Below are 21,725 nucleotides of genomic sequence, written 5' to 3'. Positions count from 1 at the left end.
CGGCCGCCGGGCCGGGGACGCCTTCGACGGGTAAACGACTCATCAAATCTTCGAGGGCGCACGACCGTTCGGCCCGCGCCCCCACGTTCACCCCGTCCGCCGGTCCGGGACCGTTTCGCCGTACACCGCCGGGAAAGATCACGTTCACGATTCGTCCCGGTCCTCCCACCCGAACCAAGGTGCCGCCCCGTGCCGACCCCCTTCTCCCCGACCACCCGGTTCACCGCGGCCAGCGCCCCCGGCGGCCTCCCGCTGCTCGGCCACGCCGCCGCCCTCCTGCACCGCCCGCACGAGTTCGTCGCCGGCCTGCCCGCCCACGGCGACCTCGTCCGGCTGCGACTCGGCCCGCTGCGCGCGTACGTGGTCTGCCACCCCGAGCTGGTCCGCCGGCTGCTCGCCGACGACCGCACCTTCCGCCCGGGCGGGCCCCTCCCGGACAGGGCCCGGGAGGCCTTCGGTGACGGCCTCGCCGCCTTCCCCGCCACCGCCCACCGGCACCGGCCGCCGCCACCCGCCCTCCACCACGGCCGGCTGCCCGACCACGCCGCGCCGATGGCCGAGGGGATCGCGGACGCCACCGCCCGCTGGCGCGACGGCGACGTGATCGACGTCCCCGCCGCGATGTGCCGCCTCTCCACCGCCGTCACCGCCCGCTGCCTGGCCGCCGCGCACGAGCGGGCCGGCTCGCCGCCGCCCGGCGCCGACCGCCTCACCAGCCCCGGCAACCGCCTCCGCCGTGCCCGGCAAGACCTGCGGGAGTTCACCCGGCGACTGACCGCCGACCACCGCGCCGCCGGCACCGACCGGCACGACCTGCCCTCCACGCCGCTCGCCGCGCCGGACGAGGACGGCCGGCCCCCGTCCGGCGCCGAGGTCCACGAGCGGCTCGCCGCCTTCCTGCCGGCCGGCCCGGAGAGCACCGCCGACACCCTCTCCTGGGCCTGGACGCTGCTCGCCGCCAACCCGGCCGTCCGGATGCGGCTGCACACCGAACTCGACACCGTCCTGGACGGCCGCCCCGCCCGTCTCGAGGACCTGCCCGCGCTCCCGCTCACCGCCCGGATCGTGAGCGAGACCCTTCGGCTCTACCCGCCGCCGTGGATCCTCAGCCGCACCGCCACCACCGACACCGAGCTCGGCGGCCACCCCGTCCCGGCCGGCGCCACCCTGCTGTACAGCCCCTACCTGCTGCACCGCCGGGCCGACCTGTTCCCCCGCCCCGACCGCTTCGACCCCGACCGCTGGCTCACCACCGCCCGGCCCGCCCCCGGCGCCCGCACGCCCTTCGGCCTCGGCGCCCACCGTAGCGCCGGCGACGCCTTCGGCACCGCCACGGCCGTCCTCGCCATCGCCACCATCGCCGCCCACTGGACCATCGCCCCCACCCCCGGCCGACCCGTCCGCCCCACCCGCGGCCCCTCCCTCGCACCCCGGCCCTTCACCGCGACGCTGACCCGCCGGGTCCGCTGACCGGGCCGGGGCCCGGGGTCCCGGCTTCACCGACCCGGAAGCCCCGGCGTCACCGACCCGGGTTGCCCGGCGTGACCGACCCGGGAGCCGACCGGAGGCCGGTGACCGGGCTTCGGTACTGTCCCGGCGTGGCCGGCCGCACGGGCGCCGGCCGGAACCAGGCCGCTCGACCGGGACACCACCAGACCATGAACGCTCGCACCCCACGGGGCCTCCTGACCGGGCTGCTCCGCGCCGTCCGGACGTATCCGCGCCGCTCGCCGCTGACCTTCGGCTACGTCCTCCTGCTCCTGCTCGGGCACGTCTGGGTCGAGAACCTGCTCACGCCGGACCGGGCGGACGCGCTCCGCGACCACATCAGCACCAACCTCGACAACCTGCACGACCACCCGGTCACCGCCCTGTTCGGCAGCGCGCTGCTCTTCGACGGCACTCTCACCGAGATCCTCACCACCGGCTTCGGCGGCACCCTGATCACCCTCGGCCTCGGCGTCTGCTGCTGCCTCGCCTGGACCGAACGGCGCTTCGGCGGCCCGCGCGCCGCCGCCGTCTTCCTCGGCGGGCACATCGCCGCCACCCTGGTCACCGCCGCGGTGATCCTGCTCGCCCTGCGGCAGGGCTGGTACCCGGAGAGCGTGCGCCAGGCCTCGGACTACGGCATCAGCTACGGCGCCCAGACCGTCCTCGCCCTCGCCACCCTCGCCGTGCCCCGCTGGGCCCGGCTGCCCTGGGCCGCCTTCGTCGTGGCCTGGCCGCTGTCCGGTGACGGCGAATGGCCCGGACCCCTGCCGGACTTCACCACCGTGGGCCACCTCCTCGCCGCCGCCCTCGGCTTCGCCCTGGCCGCCGGCGTCGCGCTCACCGCCGCCCGCCGGCGCCGTGTCAGCGCGGCGGCCGGCGGTCGGCCGCGATGGCGGTGAGCAGCCGCTCGATCTCCGCCAGCCGGCGCCGCAGGTCCTCGACGTCGCCCCGGGTGGCGCCCTGCTCGTCCGGCTTGAGGGCGACCAGCAACTGCCCGTCCGGCTCCAGCCGGGCCCGGGCCACCTCGCCGAGGCCGTCGCCGTTCTGGATCCGGATCGCGTGCTCCAGCTCGGACGGGCGCAGCGCCAGGCTGCGCAGCGCCCCGGGCACCAGCCGGCCGTCCTCCACCACGGTGGTGGCGGTGCCCTCCAGCAGTCGGGCGGCCTTCGGGTCGCGGGCGAGCCAGCGGGTGACGGCGGAGTTCACCGCGATCAGGGTGACCGCGCCGACCACGCCGCCGAGCAGGCTGTCGTCATTGCCGATGACGGCGTTCTGCACCACGTTGGAGAGCAGGAGGACGACCACCATGTCGAAGGTGTTCATCCCCGCCAGCCCGCGCTTCCCGACGAGCCGGAACAGCACCAGGATCAGCGCGTAGACGGCGATCGTGCGGAGCACCTTCTCCGCGATCGGAATCTGGACGGCCATCAGGTCGTGCCACACTGCCCCGCTCCTCCCGCCTCGGCCGCTGGGAACGGGGCCGACGCTACGCCACGGTCACCGCTTCGGCCTGCCGCGCCGGGCCGCCGCGCCCCGCCCGCCGGCCTTGGCTCCGCCGGCCTTCTGGGACCCCGCCCGCTGCCCGCCGGCCTTCTGCCCGCCCGACTTCTGCGCACCGCTGCGCTGCCCGCCGGCCTTCTGCTGCGGCTTGCCCCGGCCGGCCGCCGCCTTCTTCGGTTGCGCCTCGGGCGCCGCCTGCCCGGCCCCGCGCCCGCGCGAGCTGTTGACCGTGCGGCCGCGGACGATCCCGATGAACTCCTCCACCAGGTCCGTCGTCCGCTCCTGCGGCCAGGCCAGCGCCACCTGGGACTGCGGCGCCTCCACCACCGGCCGGTAGGTGAGGTCCTTGCGGTGGTGCAGCCGGGCCAGCGACTGCGGCACCAGGAGCACGCCGACGTTCGCCGCGACCAGCTCGATCGCGTCCTCGGTCCGGTCCGGACGGGCGATGGCGGGGCGCCCGGGGAGGGTGTCGGCGGTGAAGCCGAGGGTGTCGTCGAGCGGGTGGAAGACCACCTCCTCGGCCAGGTCGTCCAGCGGGACCTCCTCGGCGGCGGCGAGCCAGTGGTCCTTGGGGAAGACCACGACGGTGGTCTCGGTGTAGAGCGGGATCGCGCTCAGCACGTCCTTGTCGACGGGCAGCCGGACGAGTCCGGCGTCCGCGCCGCCCTCGCGCAGGGTGCGCTCGCCGTCGCCGAACGGCACCGCGAGGAGCTCCAGCGGAACGTCCGGGAGCCGCTCGCTCCAGACCCGGACCCATTTGCCGGGGGTCACACCCGGGACGTACACGAGCCGGAAGGAGGGGTTCACCTGCATGTCTGTCACAGGGCAAGGCTACCGACCGTGACCGGAAGCGCCCGCGCACTCCCTTACCCTTGTCTCCATGACATCGCTCAAGCAGAAGACCAGCCAGACCATGAAGCCGGCCACGGCGGCCAAGAAGCTGGGGATCTACCTCGACGCGGCGCCGACCGACTTCCAGGAGGGCGTGGTCTCCCGCGAGGAGCTCAACGCGCTGCAGTCCGAGCCGCCGCAGTGGCTCCGGGACCTGCGCCAGAACGGCCCGCACCCGCGCCCGGTGGTCGCCGCCAAGCTCGGCATCTCGATCTCCGGCCTCGCCCGCGGCGGCGTGACGGAGGCGCTCACCACCGAGCAGATCGAGGCGATCAAGGCCGAGAACCCGCTCTGGCTCCAGCACGAGCGCGCCAACCAGGTGGACGTCCGCAAGGAGACCGCCCGGATCAAGGAGAAGCACGAGAAGGAGGCCGCCACCAAGGCCGCCAAGGAGGGCAAGGCCGCCCAGGCCCGCTGACCCGTTCTCCACCGCCCGGCACGGCGGCGCTCCGGCGCCGGTGGCCGGGCCGCTGCACGACGATGGTGCCGGCGTCCGTTCCGACGGGCGTCGGCACCGTCGTGTGCGGGCCCGCCGGACGAGGCCGTACGGCTCGGTCCCGGCCCCCGTCGACGGCGCGGCCGGCACCGGCCCCGGCTGGAACTCCCCTCCCCCCGCCGCGTATTGACCGCGCCGCCGGTCGCTCCGAATAATCGGCGGGATCGGGGCGCCCCACCGGCCTCCCGTGCCGCACCGACCGCACCGGACCAGGGGGACCAGTGATCGAGCAGCCTCAGCACGCCGGACTCGCCGCACTCGCGGACGAGTTCTTCGCCGCCGAGAACACCCACAACCCGTTCGAGGCGACCCTCAGCGGGGTCGAGGGCTACGGCCACCTGGTGCCCGACCCGTCCCGCGCGGCCGCGCACCGGCACCGCGAGGCGCTGCGGGGCTTCGCCGGCCGGCTGGCCGCGATCCCCCTGGACGCGCTGGCCGGAGAGGACCGGATCACCCACCGGGTGCTCGCCCGGCTGATCGACAACGGCATCGGCGGGATCACCCACGGGCTGGCCGAGTTCGGCGTCTCGGCGACCATCGTCGCCCCGCAGAACGAGGCCTTCACCGCGCTCACCATGACCTCCGTCGACCAGGAGGGCGCCGACGCCTTCGTGGAACGGCTCGCCGCCCTGCCCGGCTACTTCGACGCCGTCCTGCGCCGCACCCTGGCCGCCGCCGCCGAGGGCCGCCACCCGCTGCGCAGCGGGGTGGACGCCGCCGTCGCCCAGCTGGACGCCCACCTGGCCACCGCCCCGGCCGAGGACAAGCTGCTGCGGCCGCTGGCCGGCCGCCCGGAGTTCGAGCGCGCCCACGCCCTGGTGCGGGACGCCGTCCGCCCGGCGGTGGCCCGCTTCCGGGCCGGGCTGGCCGAGCGGCTGGCGCCGGGCGCCCGGCCGGACGACAAGGCCGGGGTCTGCCACGTGCCCGGCGGCACCGAGGGCTACGCGGACGCCGTCGCCCGCTTCACCCGGCCCGGCCTCACCCCCGAGGAGGTGCACCGGACCGGTCTGGAGGCCGTGGAGGCGCTGCGCGAGGAGTTCGCCGAACTCGGCGGCAAGGTGCTGGGCGTCACCGACCCCGCGGCCGTCCTGACCGCCCTGCGCGAGGACCCGGCGCTGCGCTTCGGGAGCGCGGCCGAGATCGTCGCCCTGGTGAACGGCGCGCTGGAGCGGGCCCGCCGGGCCTCCGCCGACTGGTTCCGCCCGTACCCCATCGCCGACTGCGTGACCAGGGAGATCGACCCGATCGAGGCGGAGACCGCGCCGCTGGCCTACTACCAGCCGCCGGGCCCGGGCGGGCTGCCCGGCACCCACTGGATCAACACGCTGCGCCCGGAGACCCGGTTCAGCTACGAGTACGAGGCGATCGCCTTCCACGAGAGCGTGCCCGGCCACCACCTCCAGCTCGCCGTCGCCCAGACCCTGCACCACCTGCCGCGGTTCCGGCGGAACCCGAGCGGCCAGCTGACCGCCCACGTCGAGGGCTGGGGCCTGTACACCGAGCGGCTCGCGGACGAGATGGGGCTGTACGGCTCCGAGCTGTCCCGGTTCGGCATGCTGTCGCTGGACGCGCTGCGGGCGGTCCGGCTGGTGGTGGACACCGGGATGCACCACTACGGCTGGTCCCGGGAGCGGGCGAAGGCCTACCTGCGGGCCAACACCGCCACCACCGAGGCCAACGTCCGCAACGAGATCGACCGTTACATCGCCTGGCCGGGCCAGGCCACCGCCTACCTGATCGGCCGCCGGGAGATCGTGCGGCACCGCGAGCGGGCGCAGGCCGTGCTCGGCGCCCGGTTCGACGTCCGGGAGTTCCACCACCAGCTGATCGGGCACGGCAGCCTGCCGCTGGCGGTGCTGGAGGAGCTGGTGACGGACTGGATCCTGGAGCACTAGCTAGGCGTCTGACGCACCAGGGGCCGTCGGGGGCGCGGACGGCGCGACCCGGCGGGCCGGTGCCGTTGCGGAAACGGTTCCGCGCGCCCGGTGAAGGCTTCCCGCGCCCGGACATGGCGTCACCCACGGGCCGTAGGGGCACGGTAGTGTCCGCCGGCGGGGCCGGGGCACACCCGGCGACCGCCGCTCCCGCACACCCTGATGGAGGAACCGTGCCGGCTCCCGTCCGCCGCGCCCTGGCCATGGCCGCGGCCGTCCTGCTCGCCGCCGCGGCCGCGGGCTGCTCGTCCGGAGGCGACCACGCCGCCGAGGGTGTCGGCTCCGCCCCGGCCGCCGCGGGCGACGCCGCGGCGGCCGCCCCGCCCGCGGCCGCCGCGATCGCCACCGGCCCCGGCCCGCAGAGCAGTTACGACGTCCAGCCGCAGCCCGCGCCGGGCAGCTGCCACTACCGCTACACCGCGGAGAAGCAGCCGCTGCCCGACCTCGGCTGCACGCCGGGCGCGATCAGTCCGGCGGTCACCCAGGACAACCTCAAGGACACCATCTGCAAGCAGGGCGGCTACACCTCGACCATCCGCCCGCCGTCGAACATCACCGGCCGGGAGAAGGCCGAGAACGCCAAGTCCTACGGCTACACCGGCCCGATGGGCGACGCCGAGTACGACCACCTGATCAGCCTCCAGCTCGGCGGCGACCCCAACGACCCGCGCAACCTGTGGGTCCAGCCGCCCTCCCCCGGCCACGTCCCCGGCAGGGGCCCGAACAACCCCAAGGACACGGTGGAGACCCACCTGCACACCGCGATCTGCAAGGGCCAGGTCACCCTGGCCGCCGCCCAGCAGGCGATCGCCACCGACTGGACGACCGCCGAGGCGAGGCTCGCCGTCCGCACCGGCTCCGGCGCCGCCCAGAGCCCGGAAGCAGACGCCGACGCCGACGCCGGCGGGGAGTGACCGACCGGGCCGGCGGGGAGTGACGGGCCGCGCCGCCGGGCCCCGGCGGCGCGGCTCAACGGCCCAGCACCGCACCGCCGTTGAGACCGATCACCTGACCGGTCAGGTACCCGGCGGCCGGCGAGGCCAGGTAGCCGACCGCCTCGGCCACGTCGGCCGGGGTACCCGCCCGGCCGACCAGGGTGTCCGCGACCTTCCGGGCGTGGAACTCCTCGCTCCAGCCCGCCCCGAAGATCTCGGTCTCCTCGATGTAGCCGGGCGCCAGCACGTTCACCGTGATCCCGTCGGGGCCCACCTGCCGTGCCAGGCCGAACGCCCAGCCGTGCAGCGCGGCCTTGGCGGCGGCGTACGAGCCCGCCGAGTGCGGGCCGGCACCGCCGCGCTGGGCCGCCGCCGAGCTGATCACCACCAGTCGGCCGCCGGGGCGGCGCAGCCCGTCCTGGAGCGCGGTGGTCAGCAGCACGGCGGTGAGCAGGTTGCCGTCCAGGTCCCGCCGCCAGGACGCCGCCAGCGCGGCCAGACTGCCGTCGGCGGGCGGTGTGACGATCGCACCCGCGTTGTTCACCAGCACGTCCACCGGCCCGAGTCCGGTGATCCGGGCCGCCGCCGCCCCGACCGCCGCCGGATCGGTCAGATCGGCCGCCACCGGCACGACCCGCCCCGGCCCGGCAGCCCGCTCGATCTCCTCCCGGGCCTCCTCCAGCACGGCCGCCCTGCGGCCCAGGATCACCACCCGGTGCCCGTCCCCGGCCAGCCGCGCCGCGATCGCCCGGCCGATGCCCGTACCGCCCCCGGACACCACCGCGAGCCGATCCACCGTCATCACTCCGCCCCCTCGTCCGTCAGCCGGCCGCACACCGGCCACCTTGGCCCGCCCTCGGCGCCACCGCTCCGTCACGCCTCCGGCCGCGTGCGCCGCCCACCCCTACGGGTCCGGCCCTTCTCCCCGCTACCGTAGCCAGCCACGTGGGCGGGCCGGCATCGGGGGGCGGGCACAGTGGCACGGACGGGCACCAGGAGCGTCAAGCGCGTCAAAGGAGTCAGGGGCGTCAGGGGCACAGGCGAGGAGGCCCCTGACACGGTGTTCGCCGTGGTGACCGGCGGCCTGACGGCGGTGACCGACGGGTGGCTGCTGATGCACCTCTGGCAGGACGCCCCCGCCCCGCCCCGGCACGATCTGCCGCAGGTCACGGCGGCCCTGCTCGGGCTCACCGTCCTCACGGCCCTGCTGGGCGCGGCCGTCGCCGGCCGGAGGTCGACCCCGCACCGCCGCTGGCGCTGGGCGACGCTCGGCGCACTCCTCGCCCATCTGGCGGCGCTGGGAGCCCTGATCGCCCGCCTCCTGGTCGACCCGCCGGGGATCCTCGCCGTCCTCCTCTGGTAGGCCGCACCGGAGCCGCCGGGCCGTCCCGTCGCGGGCGGTCGGTCGGTCGGCCCCGCCCCACCCTCATTTCTGACTGATCGTCACCCTGGCTGTGAGGTCGAGTAGTTCGGCCGCCCGCAGCACCCGCCCGCCGAAGCCCGGCAGCGCGACGTGCAGCGGCTCGATCCAGCGCTCCGGGATCGCCGCCGCCCCGTACCGGGCCCCGGCCAGGCCGCCGGTGACGGCGGCCACGGTGTCGGTGTCCCCACCGAGGTCGATCGCCGCACGCAGCGCCTGCTCGAAGCCGTCGGTGGTGCGCAGCGCCCACACCGCCGAGCCCAGGCACGGCCAGACCGCGCCGTTGGCCTCGGTGGCGCGCTCCGGGTGCCAGTCGGGGGCGAGGACGGCGGCGTAGCGCTCCCGGTGGCCCGGGTCGACGTGGGACAGGACGGCGGGGAGCTGGGCCAGCGGGTCGCCGCCGTCGAGGGCGAGCCGGACGAGCTCGTGGAAGATCGCCGTGCCCTCCCAGGCGGCCCGGTCGCCGTGGGTCAGTGCCGCGATGCGCCGGCCGGCGTCCATGGTGGCCTGCCGGCCGGCGCGGGCGAAGGCGACGGCGGAGGTCGAGGCGCGCATCAGGGCGCCGTTGCCGGCGGCGCGCAGCGTGGTGTTGAAGTGGATGGCGGCGGCGAGGTCCCAGGGCAGGCCGCTGGTGAGGACGGCTTCGGTCTGGACGCCGATGTCGTGCGGCTCGGCGGCGGCCCACCGGAGGAACCGGTCGAAGATGTCGGGGAGGTCCAGACCTCCCCGCTCGACCAGCGACTCGGCGACCAGGACGGCCATCTGGGTGTCGTCGGTGGCCTCGCCGAGGGCCCAGCTGCCGCCCGCCACCAGGTCACCGGGGGTGTCCGGGAAGCGGGCGGAGAAGGCGCCGGCCGGGCCGAACTCGTAGGGGGCGCCGAGGGCGTCGCCCACGGCGGCTCCGAGGACGGCCCCGGCGGCGCGCTCGTCCGGGCCGGTCATGCCACGGGCGGGGTGACCGGGAGGTTGCGCTTGTGCTCGGTGCGGCGGTAGTGGCCGAGGACGGTGCGGAAGACGTCCTCGGTGACCGGCAGTCCTTCCAGGAAGTCGTCCAGCTCGTCGTAGCTGACGCCGAGGGCGTCCTCGTCGGGGCGGCCGGGGGCGAGGTTCTCCAGGTCGGCGGTCGGGGTCTTCTTGACCAGCTCGGCCGGCGCGCCCAGCGCCTCGGCGATCGCCCGCACCTGGCGCTTGGTCAGGCCGGACAGCGGCATCACGTCGGCCGCGCCGTCGCCGAACTTGGTGAAGAAGCCGACGGCGGCCTCGGCGGCGTGGTCGGTGCCGACGACCAGCCCGCCCTTGGCGCCCGCCGCCGCGTACTGGACGACCATCCGCTGGCGGGCCTTGACGTTGCCGCCGACGAAGTCCTCGTGGCCGTGGTCGTCGTAGGTCAGGCCGGCGGCCTTCAGGGCGGCGAGCGCGCCGTCGGTGGCGGGCTTGACGTCGACGGTCAGCACCTCGTCGGCGCGGATGAAGCGGAGCGCGAGCTGGGCGTCCGCCTCGTCCGCCTGGACGCCGTACGGCAGCCGCATCGCCGTGAAGGTCACCTGGCGGCCCTCGGCCCGCAGCCGCTCGACGGCGAGCTGGCAGAGCCGCCCGGTGGTGGTGGAGTCGACACCGCCGCTGATGCCCAGCACCAGGCTGCGCGCGCCGGTGGTCCGGACCTGCTCGGCCAGGAACTCCACCCGGCGCTCGGCCTCCGCCGCGGGGTCCGGCACGGGGGCGACGCCGAGGGCACGGGCGATCTCCCGCTGGACGTCGGCGGGCAGGGGCTCGGTCATTCCGACTCCTCGGGACGGTGGGTACGTGACGCGGTCACGAGGATACGACCACCGCCGACGCGGCCGTCACGGGCGGGGGCCTCGCGGGGCTCCGCGGGGGCCGCCGGGGCCGCCGGGGCCGCGGCTTTCGCGAGCTATCCGGGTTTCGCCGGCTCGTCCGGTTCCCCCGCCGCGTCCGGCTCTCCCGTCCTGTCCGGCTCTCCCGGCCCGTCCGGTTTGCGCAGCGAGACCGGCGGCTGCGGCCCCGGCGCCAGGTGCGTCAGGATGTCGAGCACCACCCGGCCGTCCACCGTCTCCTGGGCGACCAGCAGCGCCGCCAGCTCGTCCAGGTGGTGCCGGTGCTCGGTGAGCAGGTCGAGGGCCCGCCGTTCGGCCCGGCGCAGCAGCCGGGCGACCGCCTCGTCCACGGCGCGCTGGGTCTGCTCGGAGTACGGGCGGCGCAGCAGGTCCTCGGGGTTGTCGCCGAGGTAGTGCGGGGTGCCGCTGGAGTAGCCGACCGGGCCGAGTTCCGGGGAGAGGCCGAACTCGCGGACCATCCGGGTGGCGACCGAGGTGGCGTTGGCGAGGTCGTTGGCGGCGCCCGTGGAGCCCTCGCCGAAGACCACCAGCTCCGCCGCCCGGCCGCCGAGCTGAACGGTGAGCAGGTCGGTCAGGTAGCCCTCGCTGTACAGGTGCCGTTCGGCCTCGGGCAGCTGCTCGGTGGCGCCGAGGGCGACGCCGGCCGGGAGGATCGTCACCTTGGCGACCGGGTCGGCGTGCTCGCACAGCGCGGCCATCAGCGCGTGTCCGGACTCGTGCACCGCCACGGCGTGCCGCTCCTCGGGGAGCAGCGCGTTGGAGGACTCCCGGCGGCCGAGCAGCACCCGGTCGCGGGCGGCGTCGAGGTCATCGGCGGTGAGGGTGGCCCGGTCGGCGCGCACGGCGTTGATGGCGGCCTCGTTGACCAGGTTGGCGAGGTCGGCGCCGGAGAATCCGGGGGTGCCGCGGGCGAGCCGTCCGAGGTCGACGTCCGGGCCCAGGGTCTTGCCGCGGGCGTGCACGGCGAGGATGGCGGCCCGCTCGGCCTGGTTGGGCAGCGGGACGGTGACCTGCCGGTCGAAGCGGCCGGGGCGCAGCAGGGCCGGATCGAGGGCGTCCGGGCGGTTGGTGGCGGCGATGACGACGATGCCGGTGCTCTGGTCGAAGCCGTCCATCTCGCTGAGCAGCTGGTTGAGGGTCTGCTCGCGCTCGTCGTTGCCGCCGATCCGGGTGCCGCCCGCGCGGCGGCCGCCGACGGCGTCGATCTCGTCGATGAAGATGATCGACGGCGCGCGTTTGCGGGCGTCCTCGAAGAGGTCGCGGACCCGGGAGGCGCCGACGCCGACGAACATCTCGACGAAGCCGGAGCCGGTCACCGAGAGGAACGGCACCGAGGCCTCGCCCGCGACCGCCCGGGCGAGCAGGGTCTTTCCGGTGCCGGGCGGCCCGACCATGATCACCCCGCGTGGCCCCTTGGCCCCCGCGGCGGCGTACCGCTCCGGGCTGCGCAGGAAGTCGACCACCTCGCTGACCTCCTGCTTCACCCCCTCGTACCCGGCCACGTCGGCGAACCCGGTGTTCGGCCGCTCGGCCTCGATGATCTTGGCCCGGGACCGTCCGATGGCGCTCAGGCCGCCGCCCAGCGAGCGGGCGGCCATCCGGCCGGACCAGAGGAAGAGCGCGCCGAAGATCAGCAGCGGCAGGAACAGCAGCAGGGTGGACCAGATCGAGCCGCCGCCGCTGGTCCGGCTGCCGGTGACGGTCACGTGGTGGTCGGAGAGCGCGCTGCTGAGCTGTGAGGTGTCCAGGGCGGTCGGGATCTGGCTGGTGAAGTGGGTGCCGTCCTTGAGCGTGCCGCTCACCCCGCCGGTGTCGCTGACGTCCACGGTCTGCACCTGGCCGGCGTTGACCCGGTTCAGGAAGTCGGTGTAGCCGTAGCGGTTGCCGGGCTTGCCGGGGTTGGAGAAGAGCACCAGCAGGAGCAGCGTGACCAGCACGGCGACGGGCAGCAGCCAGCGGCGCCAGGAGGGCGGCGGGGGCTTGCCCGGGCCGCCGGGGCCTGGTCCCGGGCCCTGGTTGCGGCCCCGGCCCGGGCCCCGCGGCTGGCCCCAGCCCGGCCTGGGGCCAGGGCCGGAACCGGGGCTGGAGCTGGAACCGGGGCTGGAGCTGGAGCCGGGACCGGGCGGGGTCGCGGGGTGATCGGAAGCGCGCAGCCGGATTCGTACGATCATCCACGCTCACCGCCTCTCGGGGGGCCGGACAGCCTCCGCCTCTCCATGGTCGGACGCTCCGCGCCCGGACGGGAGTCCGAGGAGGGTGGGAACGGTCCACCCGGGCGAGAATCGCCCGCTCGGCGCCGGTCGGCGGCACGGACCGGCGGCACGGACCGGCGGGGCGGGTCGGCGGGCGGGTCGAGGTCCCGTGGAGGGCGGTCAGGAGAAGTCGAGCCCGCCCGTCCGGGTCCGCTTGAGCTCGAAGAAGTTCGGGTACCCGGCCAGCAGCCGCACACCGTCGAAGACCCGTACGGCGTCCTCACCGCGCGGAATGGCGCTGAGTACCGGGCCGAAGAACGCGACGCCGTCCACGTGGATGGTCGGCGTGCCGACCTCCTCGCCGACCGGGTCCATGCCCTCGTGGTGGCTCTTGCGCAGGGCCTCGTCGTACTCGGTGCTGTTCGCCGCCTCGGCCAGCTCCTCCGGCAGGCCCGCCGCCACCAACGCCTCCCGGATGACGGTGTCGTCGGCGGCCCGGTCCTGGTCGTGCAGCCGGGTGCCGAGCTCGGTGTACAGCCCGCGCAGCACCTGCGGGCCGTACTGCTCGGCGGCGGCGATGCAGACCCGCACCGGGCCCCAGCCGGTGGTCATCAGGCGCTGGTAGCGCTCGGGCAGGTCGGTGCGGCCCTCGTTGAGGACGGACAGGCTCATCACCCGGAAGTTCAGGTCGAGTTCGCGGTGGCGCTCGACCTCCAGGATCCACCGGGAGGTTATCCAGGCGAACGGGCAGACGGGGTCGAAGTAGAAGTCGACCTTGACGGTGTCGGTGGCGGGCTCGTGGCCGCCGTCGCGGAGCTGGGCGGGGTGCCGGTCGAGGTGCTGGGTGGGCGCGCTGTTCGTCGCTTCGTTCGTCACACCGGAGAGGCTAGTGGGCGAGTGGCCCACTCTCCAGTGCCAATCGATGGCTGACCCAGTGGGCCACTTCTCCATCCGGCTCGGCTGTCTTCCCGGTTGTCCGGCTGCCCGGCTGTCCGGCTGTCCGGCTGTCGGCTGTCCGCCCGAGCTGCCCCGCGGCCCACCGGGCCCACCGGATCCACCGCGTCCACTGGTCGGCCGCTCAGCCGCAGGTCGTCCCGTCCGCCGGCACCGTGCCGTCCAGCAGGTAGGCGTCCACGGTCTGCTTCAGGCACGGGTTGCCGGTGTTGTAGCCGCCGTGCCCCTCGCCCTGCAGGGTGACGGTCACGCCGACGCCCGCGCCGAGCTGCTGCGCCATCGTGCGGGGCGCCCTCGACCGGGGTCGCCGGGTCACCGGTGGTGCCGACCACCAGGATCGGGGCGGCGCCCGGCGCGGCCACCTCCGGGTGGGCGGCCTTGCCGGGAACGGGCCAGCCGGTGCAGCCGGTCAGGCCCCAGGCGGTGAGGGCCCCGAACACCGGGGAGGCGGCGCGGAACCGCGGCAACTGCTGCTGCACGTCCTGGTCGGAGTAGCGCTGCTGGGCGTCCACGCAGCTGATCGCCCGGTTCGCGGCGTTCAGGTTGGTGTAGTGCCCCTGCGGGTCGCGCCCGTTCAGCCCGTCGGCGAGCCGGAGCAGCGTGTCGCCGGTTCCCTGCTCCATCGCCTCGCTGAGCCCGGCGGCCAGCGCGGGCCAGGTCTCCTGGCTGTACAGGGCGCCCGCGATGCCGGTGACCGCCAGGCTCTCGGTGAGCTGCCGTCCCTGCTTGGTGGGCAGCGACGACCGCTCCAGCTTCTGCACCAGTTCCGCGACCTTCGCGGTGCCCGCGTCGCCGCCCGCGCCGGTCGGGCAGGCGGTCCCGGCCTGGGCGGCGCAGGCTTTCATGAAGTCGCCGAGGGCGAGTTGGAACCCCTGGGCCTGGCCGAGCGCGGACTGCTGCGGGTCCTTCGTCGGGTCGACCACCGAATCCAGCACCACCCGGCCGACCTGCTGCGGGAACAGGTGCGCGTAGACGCCGCCGAGCTGGGTGCCGTAGCTGATGCCGAAGTAGGCCAGCTTCCGGTCGCCCAGCACCTGCCGCATCAGGTCCAGGTCGCGCGCGGCGCTCTCGGTGTCCACGTACGGCAGCACCGCACCGGAGTTGCGCTCGCAGGCGGCGGCGAAGCGGGCGTTGCCGTCGTCCAGCGCCTTCACCTCGTCGGGGGTCTCGGGGGTGCTCTCGGCGGCGGTGGCGGCGTCCATCGCCCGGTCGTCCAGGCATCTCACCCCGGCGCTGGCACCGACCCCGCGCGGGTCGAAACCCACCAGGTCGTAGCGGGAGTTGAGGGACGCGTAGGTCGCGGCGAAGGCGGGCAGGGTGGCCACGCCGGAGGCGCCGGGGCCGCCGAAGTTGAACAGCAGCGAGCCGATCCGGTGCTGTTCGTCCTTGGCCCGGCTGCGGATCAGCGCGAGGTCGATCGTCGTGCCGTCCGGCTTGCCGTGGTCCAGCGGGGCCTTGAGGGTGGCGCACTGCCAGTCGGCGGCGGGCGCGGTGCCGTTGCCCTGGGCGCTGGTGGGGGCGGCGCAGGCGTGCCAGTCCAGTTGTTGGGCGGCCAGTCCGGTGGCGGCGGTGCCGGCCCCTGTGCCGGTGCCGGTGGCCGGGGAGGTCGGCGCGGGCTCGGCGGCGGAGGAGCCGTCGCCCTGGCAGCCGGTGGCGGCGGTGAGCAGCAGGAAGGTCAGGCCGAGCGCTCCGGCGCCGCGGACGACGGTGTGCATGGGGTGGGTCCACCTCTCGGTCGGCCGGGCACCCCAGGCGTGCGACAGGGGCTGCGCCTGCGCCCGGCGCTCGGTTCGCCGACGCCCTCAGACCCTAGGGGCCGGAGCCCTCCGGTGCCGTACGGAGACCTCCGGACGGGGGGCGTGCGCCGAACCGGCTGCCACCGGCCGAACGGGTGCGGGCCGATCCGCGCGGCCCGACCTCGGTCTCTCTCCCGCCCTCGCCCGGTTTCCACCCTGCCGATCAGCAGGGTGGAAACCGGGATCGCGCCGCGGGAACCTCCCGATCGGCACATGTGCGACGGGCTGGCGGGACGCAAGGATGACAGCCATCAGGGCCCCGCCGATGGGGCCCGGAAGGAGATGCCGTGACCACCCCTTGCCTGTCGTTCCTGTCCCTGTCGTTCCTGCGCCTGCCGTTCCTGTGCCTGCCGTTCCTCTGCCTGTTCGCCACGAGCCGCTGGCGCGCCCCCTCAGCGCAGCACCATGCCCGGGGTTCCCCGCACCGCGTACGCCGGCAGGCGCAGCCCGCCGAGGGCGGCCCGGGGCAGGCTCAGCCCGAAGCGCCGCTCGACGGCGCCGAGGGAGCGGCGTCGAGCGGCGCCGTCAGCCTCCCGGCCGGAGGCGCAAGAGGTCACCCCGTCGGCCTCCAGGACTCCGGCGGCTACGAGGTCCGGCACCAGCAGGTCCGGCTCCTGGCCCCAGCGCCAGCGCTCCTCACCGAGGCCGAAGCCGCACAGCACAGCGCCGTCGCGGGCGTAGTCGAGCAGCGCCGGCCGCTGCTCCGGCATCGGGCGGAAGTGCACCACCTCGGCTCCGTCGCGCGCTATCTCGGTGAGCAGTTCACCGCCGGTGGAGTCTCCGTACTCGATCGCGAACGACCAGCCGGCGCACGTGCCGACCCGGATCACGCCGTCGCCGTCGTCGCCGGGGCGGTAGACCTCGATGTCCAGGCCCCGGATCTCGGCGTCGCTGATCGGTTCGGTCGCGGTGGCCGGGTCGGCGCCCATCCGGCGGGCGAGTTCCTCGGGCGTGATCCCCCGGGCGAAGACGACGCCGCCGGGCTCACCGTCCGGGTCGGGGCCGCCCCTTGGCGATCGACCGGCACCCGGCCGGCCGATCTCCGCGAACCACTGGATGCCGTCGCCGTCCTGTCCCGATCCCCCGTGCGTGCCGTCGGTCATGCCGCCCTCCCCTCGCGCCTGGCCTGCGGTGACCGGCGCGCCGGTGGGCACCCTAACCGACCCGGCAGACACCCGACCGCCGGTCACCTGATCGGTGCCGGAACCGGGCGCGCGCGGGCCGACAACCACCCCTGACCGATCGGAAGGAGACCTATCCGAAGCCGAACTCACCCGGCCCACGCCGCTGTTCACCCGGAACCGCCACCGGCACCGGAACCGCCGCCGCCAGCGCCGGCACCGGCGCCGCACGACTCACCGGGCACTCACCCGACCACCGCCGGCACCTCCTGGCCCACGGCTTCGAACAGCAGCTTCGCGGCCACCGTCGCCCCGTCGGTGCGGATGCCGCCCGCCACGGCCTCCGCCCGGGCCCGGGTCTCGGGCGCCAGGGCCGTGGTGAACGCCGCGGAGAGCGACTCGACGGTCGGCGTGAGGTCGAGGTGGGCCACGCCGATGCCCAACTCGGCCACCCGGCCGGCCCAGTACGGCTGGTCCGCGATCCGGGGGACGACCACCTGGGGCACGCCCGCCACGGCCGCGGTCGTGGTGGTGCCCGCGCCGCCGTGGTGGACGACGGCGGCCACCCGGCGGAACAGGGCCTGCTGGTTCACCTCACCGACGACGTGGCAGTCCTCGCGGTCGTCGATCGGGGCGAGCCCGGCCCAGCCGCGGGCCAGGAGCACCCGGCGGCCGACCGCACGGCCCGCTTCGACGGCCACCCGCGCGATGTCCTCCGGGGCGTACGCGGCCATGCTGCCGAAGCCGACGTACACGGGCGGTTCACCGGCGTCCAGGAACGCTTCCAGGTCGGCCGGGAGCGGGCGGTCGTCGGGCAGGATCCACGCCCCGGTCGGCACCACGTCGAGCTCCGTCATGCCCTCGGACGGGCACAGCGTCGGGTCCGCCGCCAGCCACGGCCGCTCGGTGAAGACGTGGTCGCGGACGTTCTCCACCGGCGGCAGGCCGATCGCCGCCCGGTGGCTGTTGAGCGCCTCCCCGTAGAGGCCGTTCACGCGCTGGGCGTCCTGCTCCCAGAGCTTCTCGTAGTCGGTCTCGTCCTCCGGGGACGGCGTGCCCGGCCGCCGTCCGGGCCGGTGGTGCCGCGAGGGCAGTCCGAAGATGTGGAAGCAGGCCAACACGTAGTGGAGGCCGAACTTCTCGGCGACGTCCCGCGCCCCGGCCGGCATCAGACCGGTCGCGAGCAGCACGTCGCAGCCCTCGGCCGCCGCGGTCAGCGCCTCGAACCGCGCGGCGACCAGTTCGCGGGCGAGCCGGAAGGCGTCCTCCATCGTCGGCGGCTTCGGACCGGCGACCACCGACTGCACCGACGGCCCGAGCGGCACCAGCGGCACCCCGACCCGCGCCAGCAGCGCCACGAACTCCTCGTCCGGCGGCGCACACACCCGCACGTCAGCACCGAGCCCCCGCAGTGCCGCCGCCAGCCCCGCCAGCGGCTCGACATCCCCGCGCGATCCCCACGACGTCATCAACACGCGCATTTCACGTCTCCCGTTTCCGCAGGTCATGGCCTTACGGCCGGGATTCTGCGGCATGACGGGGGGCTTGCCGCAAGCCCCGGGTCACGCTATAGCTTGATAGTGGCAGGAGGATTCGTTCCTCTTGCCCCTTTCATTGGCCACCCGGTCCCACCCGCTCCCCCGAACCGGCCGGACCGTAGCAATCCGGCCCGGCCGACGCCCGGCGCACCCCCCGCCCACCGGGGCCTCCGGGACGCGAGCGCACACCGGCGTCCTCGACTCGGACTGGCCGATCGGCCCCCACCCGCCCCCGGGGTCATCGCAGGCGCCCGCCAACCGCCGCCCCACCCACCGCGCCGCCTCGCCCGGAACCACCTCCTGTCCCGGCCGGATCGCCTGGACGCCCGGCGGGCCTGCCGGGCTACTCCTGAACGGGGACGCAGCCGTCGCCTGGTCCCGCGCACCCGCCGATTCCGTACGACGGTCCCGCATCCCGGCCCGACCCGCCCGGCCGACCTCACCTCCACCCGCCCAGCCCGGGACGCGGGGCCGCCCGGGGGTTATCCCCCCGGCCGTTCCGGCGGCGGCCCTCAGTGCGTCGACGCTCCCCGGTGATCGACGATTCGTGGACCGGCGTTCGCCGGCGAACCGTTCGTACCGTCGGACGATCCGGCCGCCCGCACCGCCGCAGGCCGCCCGAACCGTCCCGGCGGCCGAGCCCCTTGACGGCTCGACGAAGTGACAACCTGAGGAGCACCCCCGGAATGACCGTACGCAGCGAGGAGCACGGCAAGCCCATCGGCCGACGTGCCCTGCTGGCCGCCACGGCGGCCGTCGCGACCACCGCCCTGCTCGCCCCGGCCGCCCGCGCGGACCAGCCCGACGACTCGGCGGCGGCGACCGACCGCCCGACGTCCACCGTGGTCCGCGAACTGAACGCCCTGGCCCACCCGTTGCGGTCCACCGAGCCCGAGGGCCGGACCACCGACCTGCGGCCGCTGGGCGCGATGGTGGGCGACGCGACGGTGGTGGGGCTCGGCGAGGCCTCGCACGGCGCCCACGAGTTCTTCGCCATGAAGCACCGGGTCCTGCGCCACCTGGTCGAGGAGAAGGGCTTCACCACCTTTGCCCTGGAGACGAGTTGGTCCGCCGGTCTACGGATCGACGACTACGTCCAGGGCCGCACCGGCGGCGACGCCCGGCAGCTGGTCAAGGAGGTGCTGGGCGGGACCCCTTGGGAGCGCCGGGAGTTCGCCGACCTGATCGGCTGGATGCGCGACCACAACCGCGAACACCCGCAGCGCCCGGTCCACTTCCTCGGCGACGACCTGGACTTCCCCGCCGTCGACGGTCGGCTCTTCGACGGAGTGGCCTCCTACCTGCGCGAGGCCGCCCGCGGGTCGCTGCCGCACCTGGAGCGGCTGTACGCCGGGCTGCGCCGGGTCGACGACGTGATCGGCTACATGACCACGCGCCCGCTCGCCGAACGGCGGCAGAACGCCGCCGCGGCCGAGCAGGCGCTGCAGCTGGTCACCGCGGCCACGGGCGAGGACGGCCGGCCCGGCGGCGGCGAGGCGTACGAGTGGGCGGTGCAGAACGCCCGGAGCATCGCCCGGACCTTCACCTTCGCCGGTATGGACCTCGAGGACGCCGCCGCCGTCGCCGCGATGCAGAACCTCCGCGACCGGGCGATGGCCGACAACGTCCTCTGGTGGCAGCGCCGCACCGGCGGGAAGGTGCTGCTCTCCGCGCACAACGGCCACGTCGGGTACGGGACCACCCACCCCGAGCTCTACCCCAGGACCCAGGGCACCTACCTGCGCGACGCCCTCGGCGCGGACTACGTCGCCGTCGGCTTCACCTTCGACCGCGGGTCCTTCCTCACCAAGGACGACCCGTTCTCCCCCGCCTGGAAGAAGGTCACCGTTCCCCCGGCCACCCCCGACATGAACGAGCACACCCTCGACCGGGTCCGCCACCGCGACTACTTCCTGGACCTGCGCGCCGCCCCGCCGGCCACCCGCGCCTGGCTCGCCAGCGCCCGCCCGACCTACGACGCCGGATCGGCGTTCCAGCGGGACCCGCTACCCACTCTGGCCATCGGCCCGGCCTACGACGTCCTGGTCCACCTCCACCGGACCACCGAGGCCCGCGTGCTCTGAGCCCTGTCGGTGCCGGCGGCCGAGGGCGCCCTCGGCGGCCGCAACTGAACTGCGCCCCTCAAAAAACGTCGAGGTCCCCTTCCCGCACGTCGGCTGGGGCAGGACGCGGGCCCGGGCAGTCTCCCGGCCGCGCCGTGCCCGTGAACCGGCCGTCCCGCGCCACCACCCGGCCCGCGCGGACCACCAGTTCGCGCGTCGGCAGGTCGACCACCACCTGCGGCAGGCACTCGCCCGTCACCAGCATGAAGTCGGCCGGCGAACCCGGCTCCAGGGTGACGGCCGGCAGGTCCAGCAGTTCGGCGCCGCCGTCGGCCGCCAGGGCGAAGCAGTCGGCGAGCTGCTCGTCGGTGCGGGCGTCGGTGGTCCAGCCGAGCAGGTGGGCACGGTGCAGCAGGTCGGCGTTGCCGTACGGGCTCCACGAGTCGCGCACGCCGTCCGAGCCGAGCCCGACCCGCACCCCGTGCGCCCGCAGCGTGCGGAACGGCAGCACCTGGTGGGCCGAGGGCGCCACGGTGGTGAGGCCGACGCCGGACTCGGCCAGCTCGGCGGCGAGGTCGGCGAGCGGGGCGCCGGTCAGTTCCGGGACGCAGAAGGCGTGGCTGACGACCACCCGCCCGGCCAGTCCGGCCGCCCTGGTCCGCGCGGCGATGTCGCGCAGCGGGCCGAGTCCGCGCTCACCCCTGTCGTGCAGGTGGATGTCGAGGCGCAGCCCGTGCTGTTCGGCCAGGCCGAACAGCAGCTCCAGCTGGGCGGGCCCCTCGCCGTCCGTACCCTCGGCCGGGACGCCGTCGAAGCCCGCCGGGTCGATGCCGCCGATGGCGTCGACCAGCCCGCTCGCCGCCGCCCGCGCGAGCAGCGCGCCCGCGCCGGGCATCCGCCGGACCCCGTGCTGCGGGAAGGCCACCAGTTGGACGTCCAGCACGCCGGCCAGCCGCTCCCGCACCTCGGCGAGCCCGGTCACCCCGGCCAGTCCGAACGCGGGCGCCACGTCCACGTGGGCCCGCACGGCCCGGGTGCCGCGCGTCACGGCGTGGCTCAGCAGCCGGTGGGCGCGGTCGGCGACCGAGGTCCGCTGGTGCCGGTGGAGGTCGACGTCGCCCTGGACGTACTCCGGCAGCGAGCCGGCCGGGCGGCGGCTGTACCAGGGTTCGCCCCATGCGGTCTTGTCGGGGTGGATGTGGGCGTCGACCAGGGTGGGCAGCGCGATCCGGCCGCCGCCCTCGACCACCTCCGCCACCACCCCGTCCGGCACCCGCTCGGCCAGCAGACCGTCCACGGCGATCAGGTCGACGGCCCGGTCGGTGCCGTACGGCCGGACGTCCCGGAAGACCGTGACGGACGGCGGGGTGACGGCAGCCGCGGCAGCCGGGCCCGTGGCGGCGGCACCCGTGGCAGCCGGGCCCGTGGTGCCGGAAGGCGTGGTCATGGGGTGCTCCGGTTCCGTGGACGGAATTTGTCCGACAGGCAAAACATCCTACCTTTCATTCAACAGTCTGTTTATCATCTCCGGGTCCCCG

At 75.4% G+C, this 21,725-nt stretch carries 17 protein-coding genes and 1 pseudogene; 7 read left to right on the top strand and 11 right to left on the bottom strand.

The features are described from left to right. Nucleotides 1-189: 189 nt before the first annotated feature. Both ACZ5GH_RS31630 and ACZ5GH_RS31625 read left to right on the top strand, forming a co-directional pair. Nucleotides 190-1,470: a cytochrome P450 gene (locus tag ACZ5GH_RS31630; RefSeq protein ID WP_464335987.1), complete on the top strand. Its 1,281-nt coding sequence runs from the start codon at nt 190-192 to the stop codon at nt 1,468-1,470. A 188-nt stretch (nt 1,471-1,658) separates the two neighbouring features. Beyond that, entirely contained in the window at nt 1,659-2,390 is a 732-nt protein-coding gene (locus ACZ5GH_RS31625) for a rhomboid-like protein (protein ID WP_387759239.1), read from the top strand. Here the strand turns inward: ACZ5GH_RS31625 and ACZ5GH_RS31620 are convergent. Beyond that, a complete protein-coding gene (locus tag ACZ5GH_RS31620; protein WP_387759237.1) occupies nt 2,353-2,934 on the bottom strand; it encodes a DUF421 domain-containing protein in 582 nt (193 codons plus the stop codon). The genes ACZ5GH_RS31625 and ACZ5GH_RS31620 overlap by 38 nt on opposite strands. Before the next feature lie 54 nt (nt 2,935-2,988). After that, on the bottom strand, nt 2,989-3,813 hold the full coding sequence (locus ACZ5GH_RS31615; RefSeq protein WP_464335986.1) for a LysR family substrate-binding domain-containing protein: 825 nt from the start codon (nt 3,811-3,813) through the stop codon (nt 2,989-2,991). A 58-nt stretch (nt 3,814-3,871) separates the two neighbouring features. On the opposite strand from ACZ5GH_RS31615, the gene ACZ5GH_RS31610 reads away from it, so the two are divergent. The 3 genes from ACZ5GH_RS31610 to ACZ5GH_RS31600 all read left to right on the top strand — a co-directional run bounded on the left by ACZ5GH_RS31610 (nt 3,872) and on the right by ACZ5GH_RS31600 (nt 7,226). Continuing rightward, nucleotides 3,872-4,300: a DUF5997 family protein gene (locus ACZ5GH_RS31610; RefSeq protein WP_387759234.1), complete on the top strand. Its 429-nt coding sequence runs from the start codon at nt 3,872-3,874 to the stop codon at nt 4,298-4,300. A 299-nt stretch (nt 4,301-4,599) separates the two neighbouring features. Next, nucleotides 4,600-6,273, top strand: coding sequence for a DUF885 domain-containing protein (locus ACZ5GH_RS31605; protein ID WP_464335985.1), 1,674 nt, complete (start codon nt 4,600-4,602; stop codon nt 6,271-6,273). A gap of 242 nt (nt 6,274-6,515) precedes the next feature. Beyond that, nucleotides 6,516-7,226 (top strand): hypothetical protein, encoded by a 711-nt coding sequence (locus ACZ5GH_RS31600; RefSeq protein ID WP_464336905.1) that lies wholly within the window; start codon nt 6,516-6,518, stop codon nt 7,224-7,226. A gap of 55 nt (nt 7,227-7,281) precedes the next feature. Here ACZ5GH_RS31600 and ACZ5GH_RS31595 read toward each other — a convergent pair whose 3' ends face one another. Then, complete coding sequence (locus ACZ5GH_RS31595) at nt 7,282-8,049, bottom strand: SDR family NAD(P)-dependent oxidoreductase (RefSeq protein ID WP_464335984.1); 768 nt, start codon at nt 8,047-8,049, stop codon at nt 7,282-7,284. A gap of 258 nt (nt 8,050-8,307) precedes the next feature. Between ACZ5GH_RS31595 and ACZ5GH_RS31590 the strand changes: the two genes are divergently transcribed. After that, on the top strand, nt 8,308-8,610 hold the full coding sequence (locus tag ACZ5GH_RS31590) for a hypothetical protein (RefSeq protein ID WP_464335983.1): 303 nt from the start codon (nt 8,308-8,310) through the stop codon (nt 8,608-8,610). 63 nt (nt 8,611-8,673) lie between these two features. Here the strand turns inward: ACZ5GH_RS31590 and ACZ5GH_RS31585 are convergent, their stop codons facing one another. From ACZ5GH_RS31585 to ACZ5GH_RS31555, 7 genes and pseudogenes are all read right to left on the bottom strand, one after another. Beyond that, nucleotides 8,674-9,609 carry an ADP-ribosylglycohydrolase family protein gene (locus tag ACZ5GH_RS31585; RefSeq protein WP_464335982.1) on the bottom strand — a complete coding sequence of 312 codons (936 nt, stop codon included), beginning with the start codon at nt 9,607-9,609 and terminating at the stop codon, nt 8,674-8,676. Then, on the bottom strand, nt 9,606-10,445 hold the full coding sequence (gene nadE / locus ACZ5GH_RS31580) for an ammonia-dependent NAD(+) synthetase (RefSeq protein ID WP_387759225.1): 840 nt from the start codon (nt 10,443-10,445) through the stop codon (nt 9,606-9,608). Before nadE ends, ACZ5GH_RS31585 begins: the two co-directional genes overlap by 4 nt. Nucleotides 10,446-10,579: 134 nt before the next feature. Next, nucleotides 10,580-12,694 (bottom strand): ATP-dependent zinc metalloprotease FtsH, encoded by a 2,115-nt coding sequence (ftsH, locus tag ACZ5GH_RS31575; RefSeq protein ID WP_387759223.1) that lies wholly within the window; start codon nt 12,692-12,694, stop codon nt 10,580-10,582. 201 nt (nt 12,695-12,895) lie between these two features. Further along, entirely contained in the window at nt 12,896-13,450 is a 555-nt protein-coding gene (locus ACZ5GH_RS31570) for a mycothiol-dependent nitroreductase Rv2466c family protein (RefSeq protein WP_387759298.1), read from the bottom strand. Between the two features lie 343 nt (nt 13,451-13,793). Next, nucleotides 13,794-15,384, bottom strand: a pseudogene (locus ACZ5GH_RS31565) (alpha/beta hydrolase). A gap of 473 nt (nt 15,385-15,857) precedes the next feature. After that, nucleotides 15,858-16,568: a DUF6461 domain-containing protein gene (locus ACZ5GH_RS31560; RefSeq protein ID WP_464335981.1), complete on the bottom strand. Its 711-nt coding sequence runs from the start codon at nt 16,566-16,568 to the stop codon at nt 15,858-15,860. A 263-nt stretch (nt 16,569-16,831) separates the two neighbouring features. Further along, nucleotides 16,832-18,067 (bottom strand): glycosyltransferase, encoded by a 1,236-nt coding sequence (locus tag ACZ5GH_RS31555; protein ID WP_387759218.1) that lies wholly within the window; start codon nt 18,065-18,067, stop codon nt 16,832-16,834. Nucleotides 18,068-18,810: 743 nt separating this feature from the next. Here ACZ5GH_RS31555 and ACZ5GH_RS31550 point away from each other — a divergent pair. Then, nucleotides 18,811-20,208: an erythromycin esterase family protein gene (locus tag ACZ5GH_RS31550; RefSeq protein WP_464335980.1), complete on the top strand. Its 1,398-nt coding sequence runs from the start codon at nt 18,811-18,813 to the stop codon at nt 20,206-20,208. A 58-nt stretch (nt 20,209-20,266) separates the two neighbouring features. On the opposite strand, the gene ACZ5GH_RS31545 is transcribed toward ACZ5GH_RS31550, so the two are convergent. After that, on the bottom strand, nt 20,267-21,634 hold the full coding sequence (locus tag ACZ5GH_RS31545) for an amidohydrolase (RefSeq protein ID WP_464335979.1): 1,368 nt from the start codon (nt 21,632-21,634) through the stop codon (nt 20,267-20,269). Between the last annotated feature and the right edge of the window lie 91 nt (nt 21,635-21,725).

Source organism: Kitasatospora sp. Xyl93, assembly GCF_055383135.1.
The sequence above is the reverse complement of the archived record's forward strand: the minus strand, read 5'-3'. Positions and strand labels throughout refer to the sequence as shown.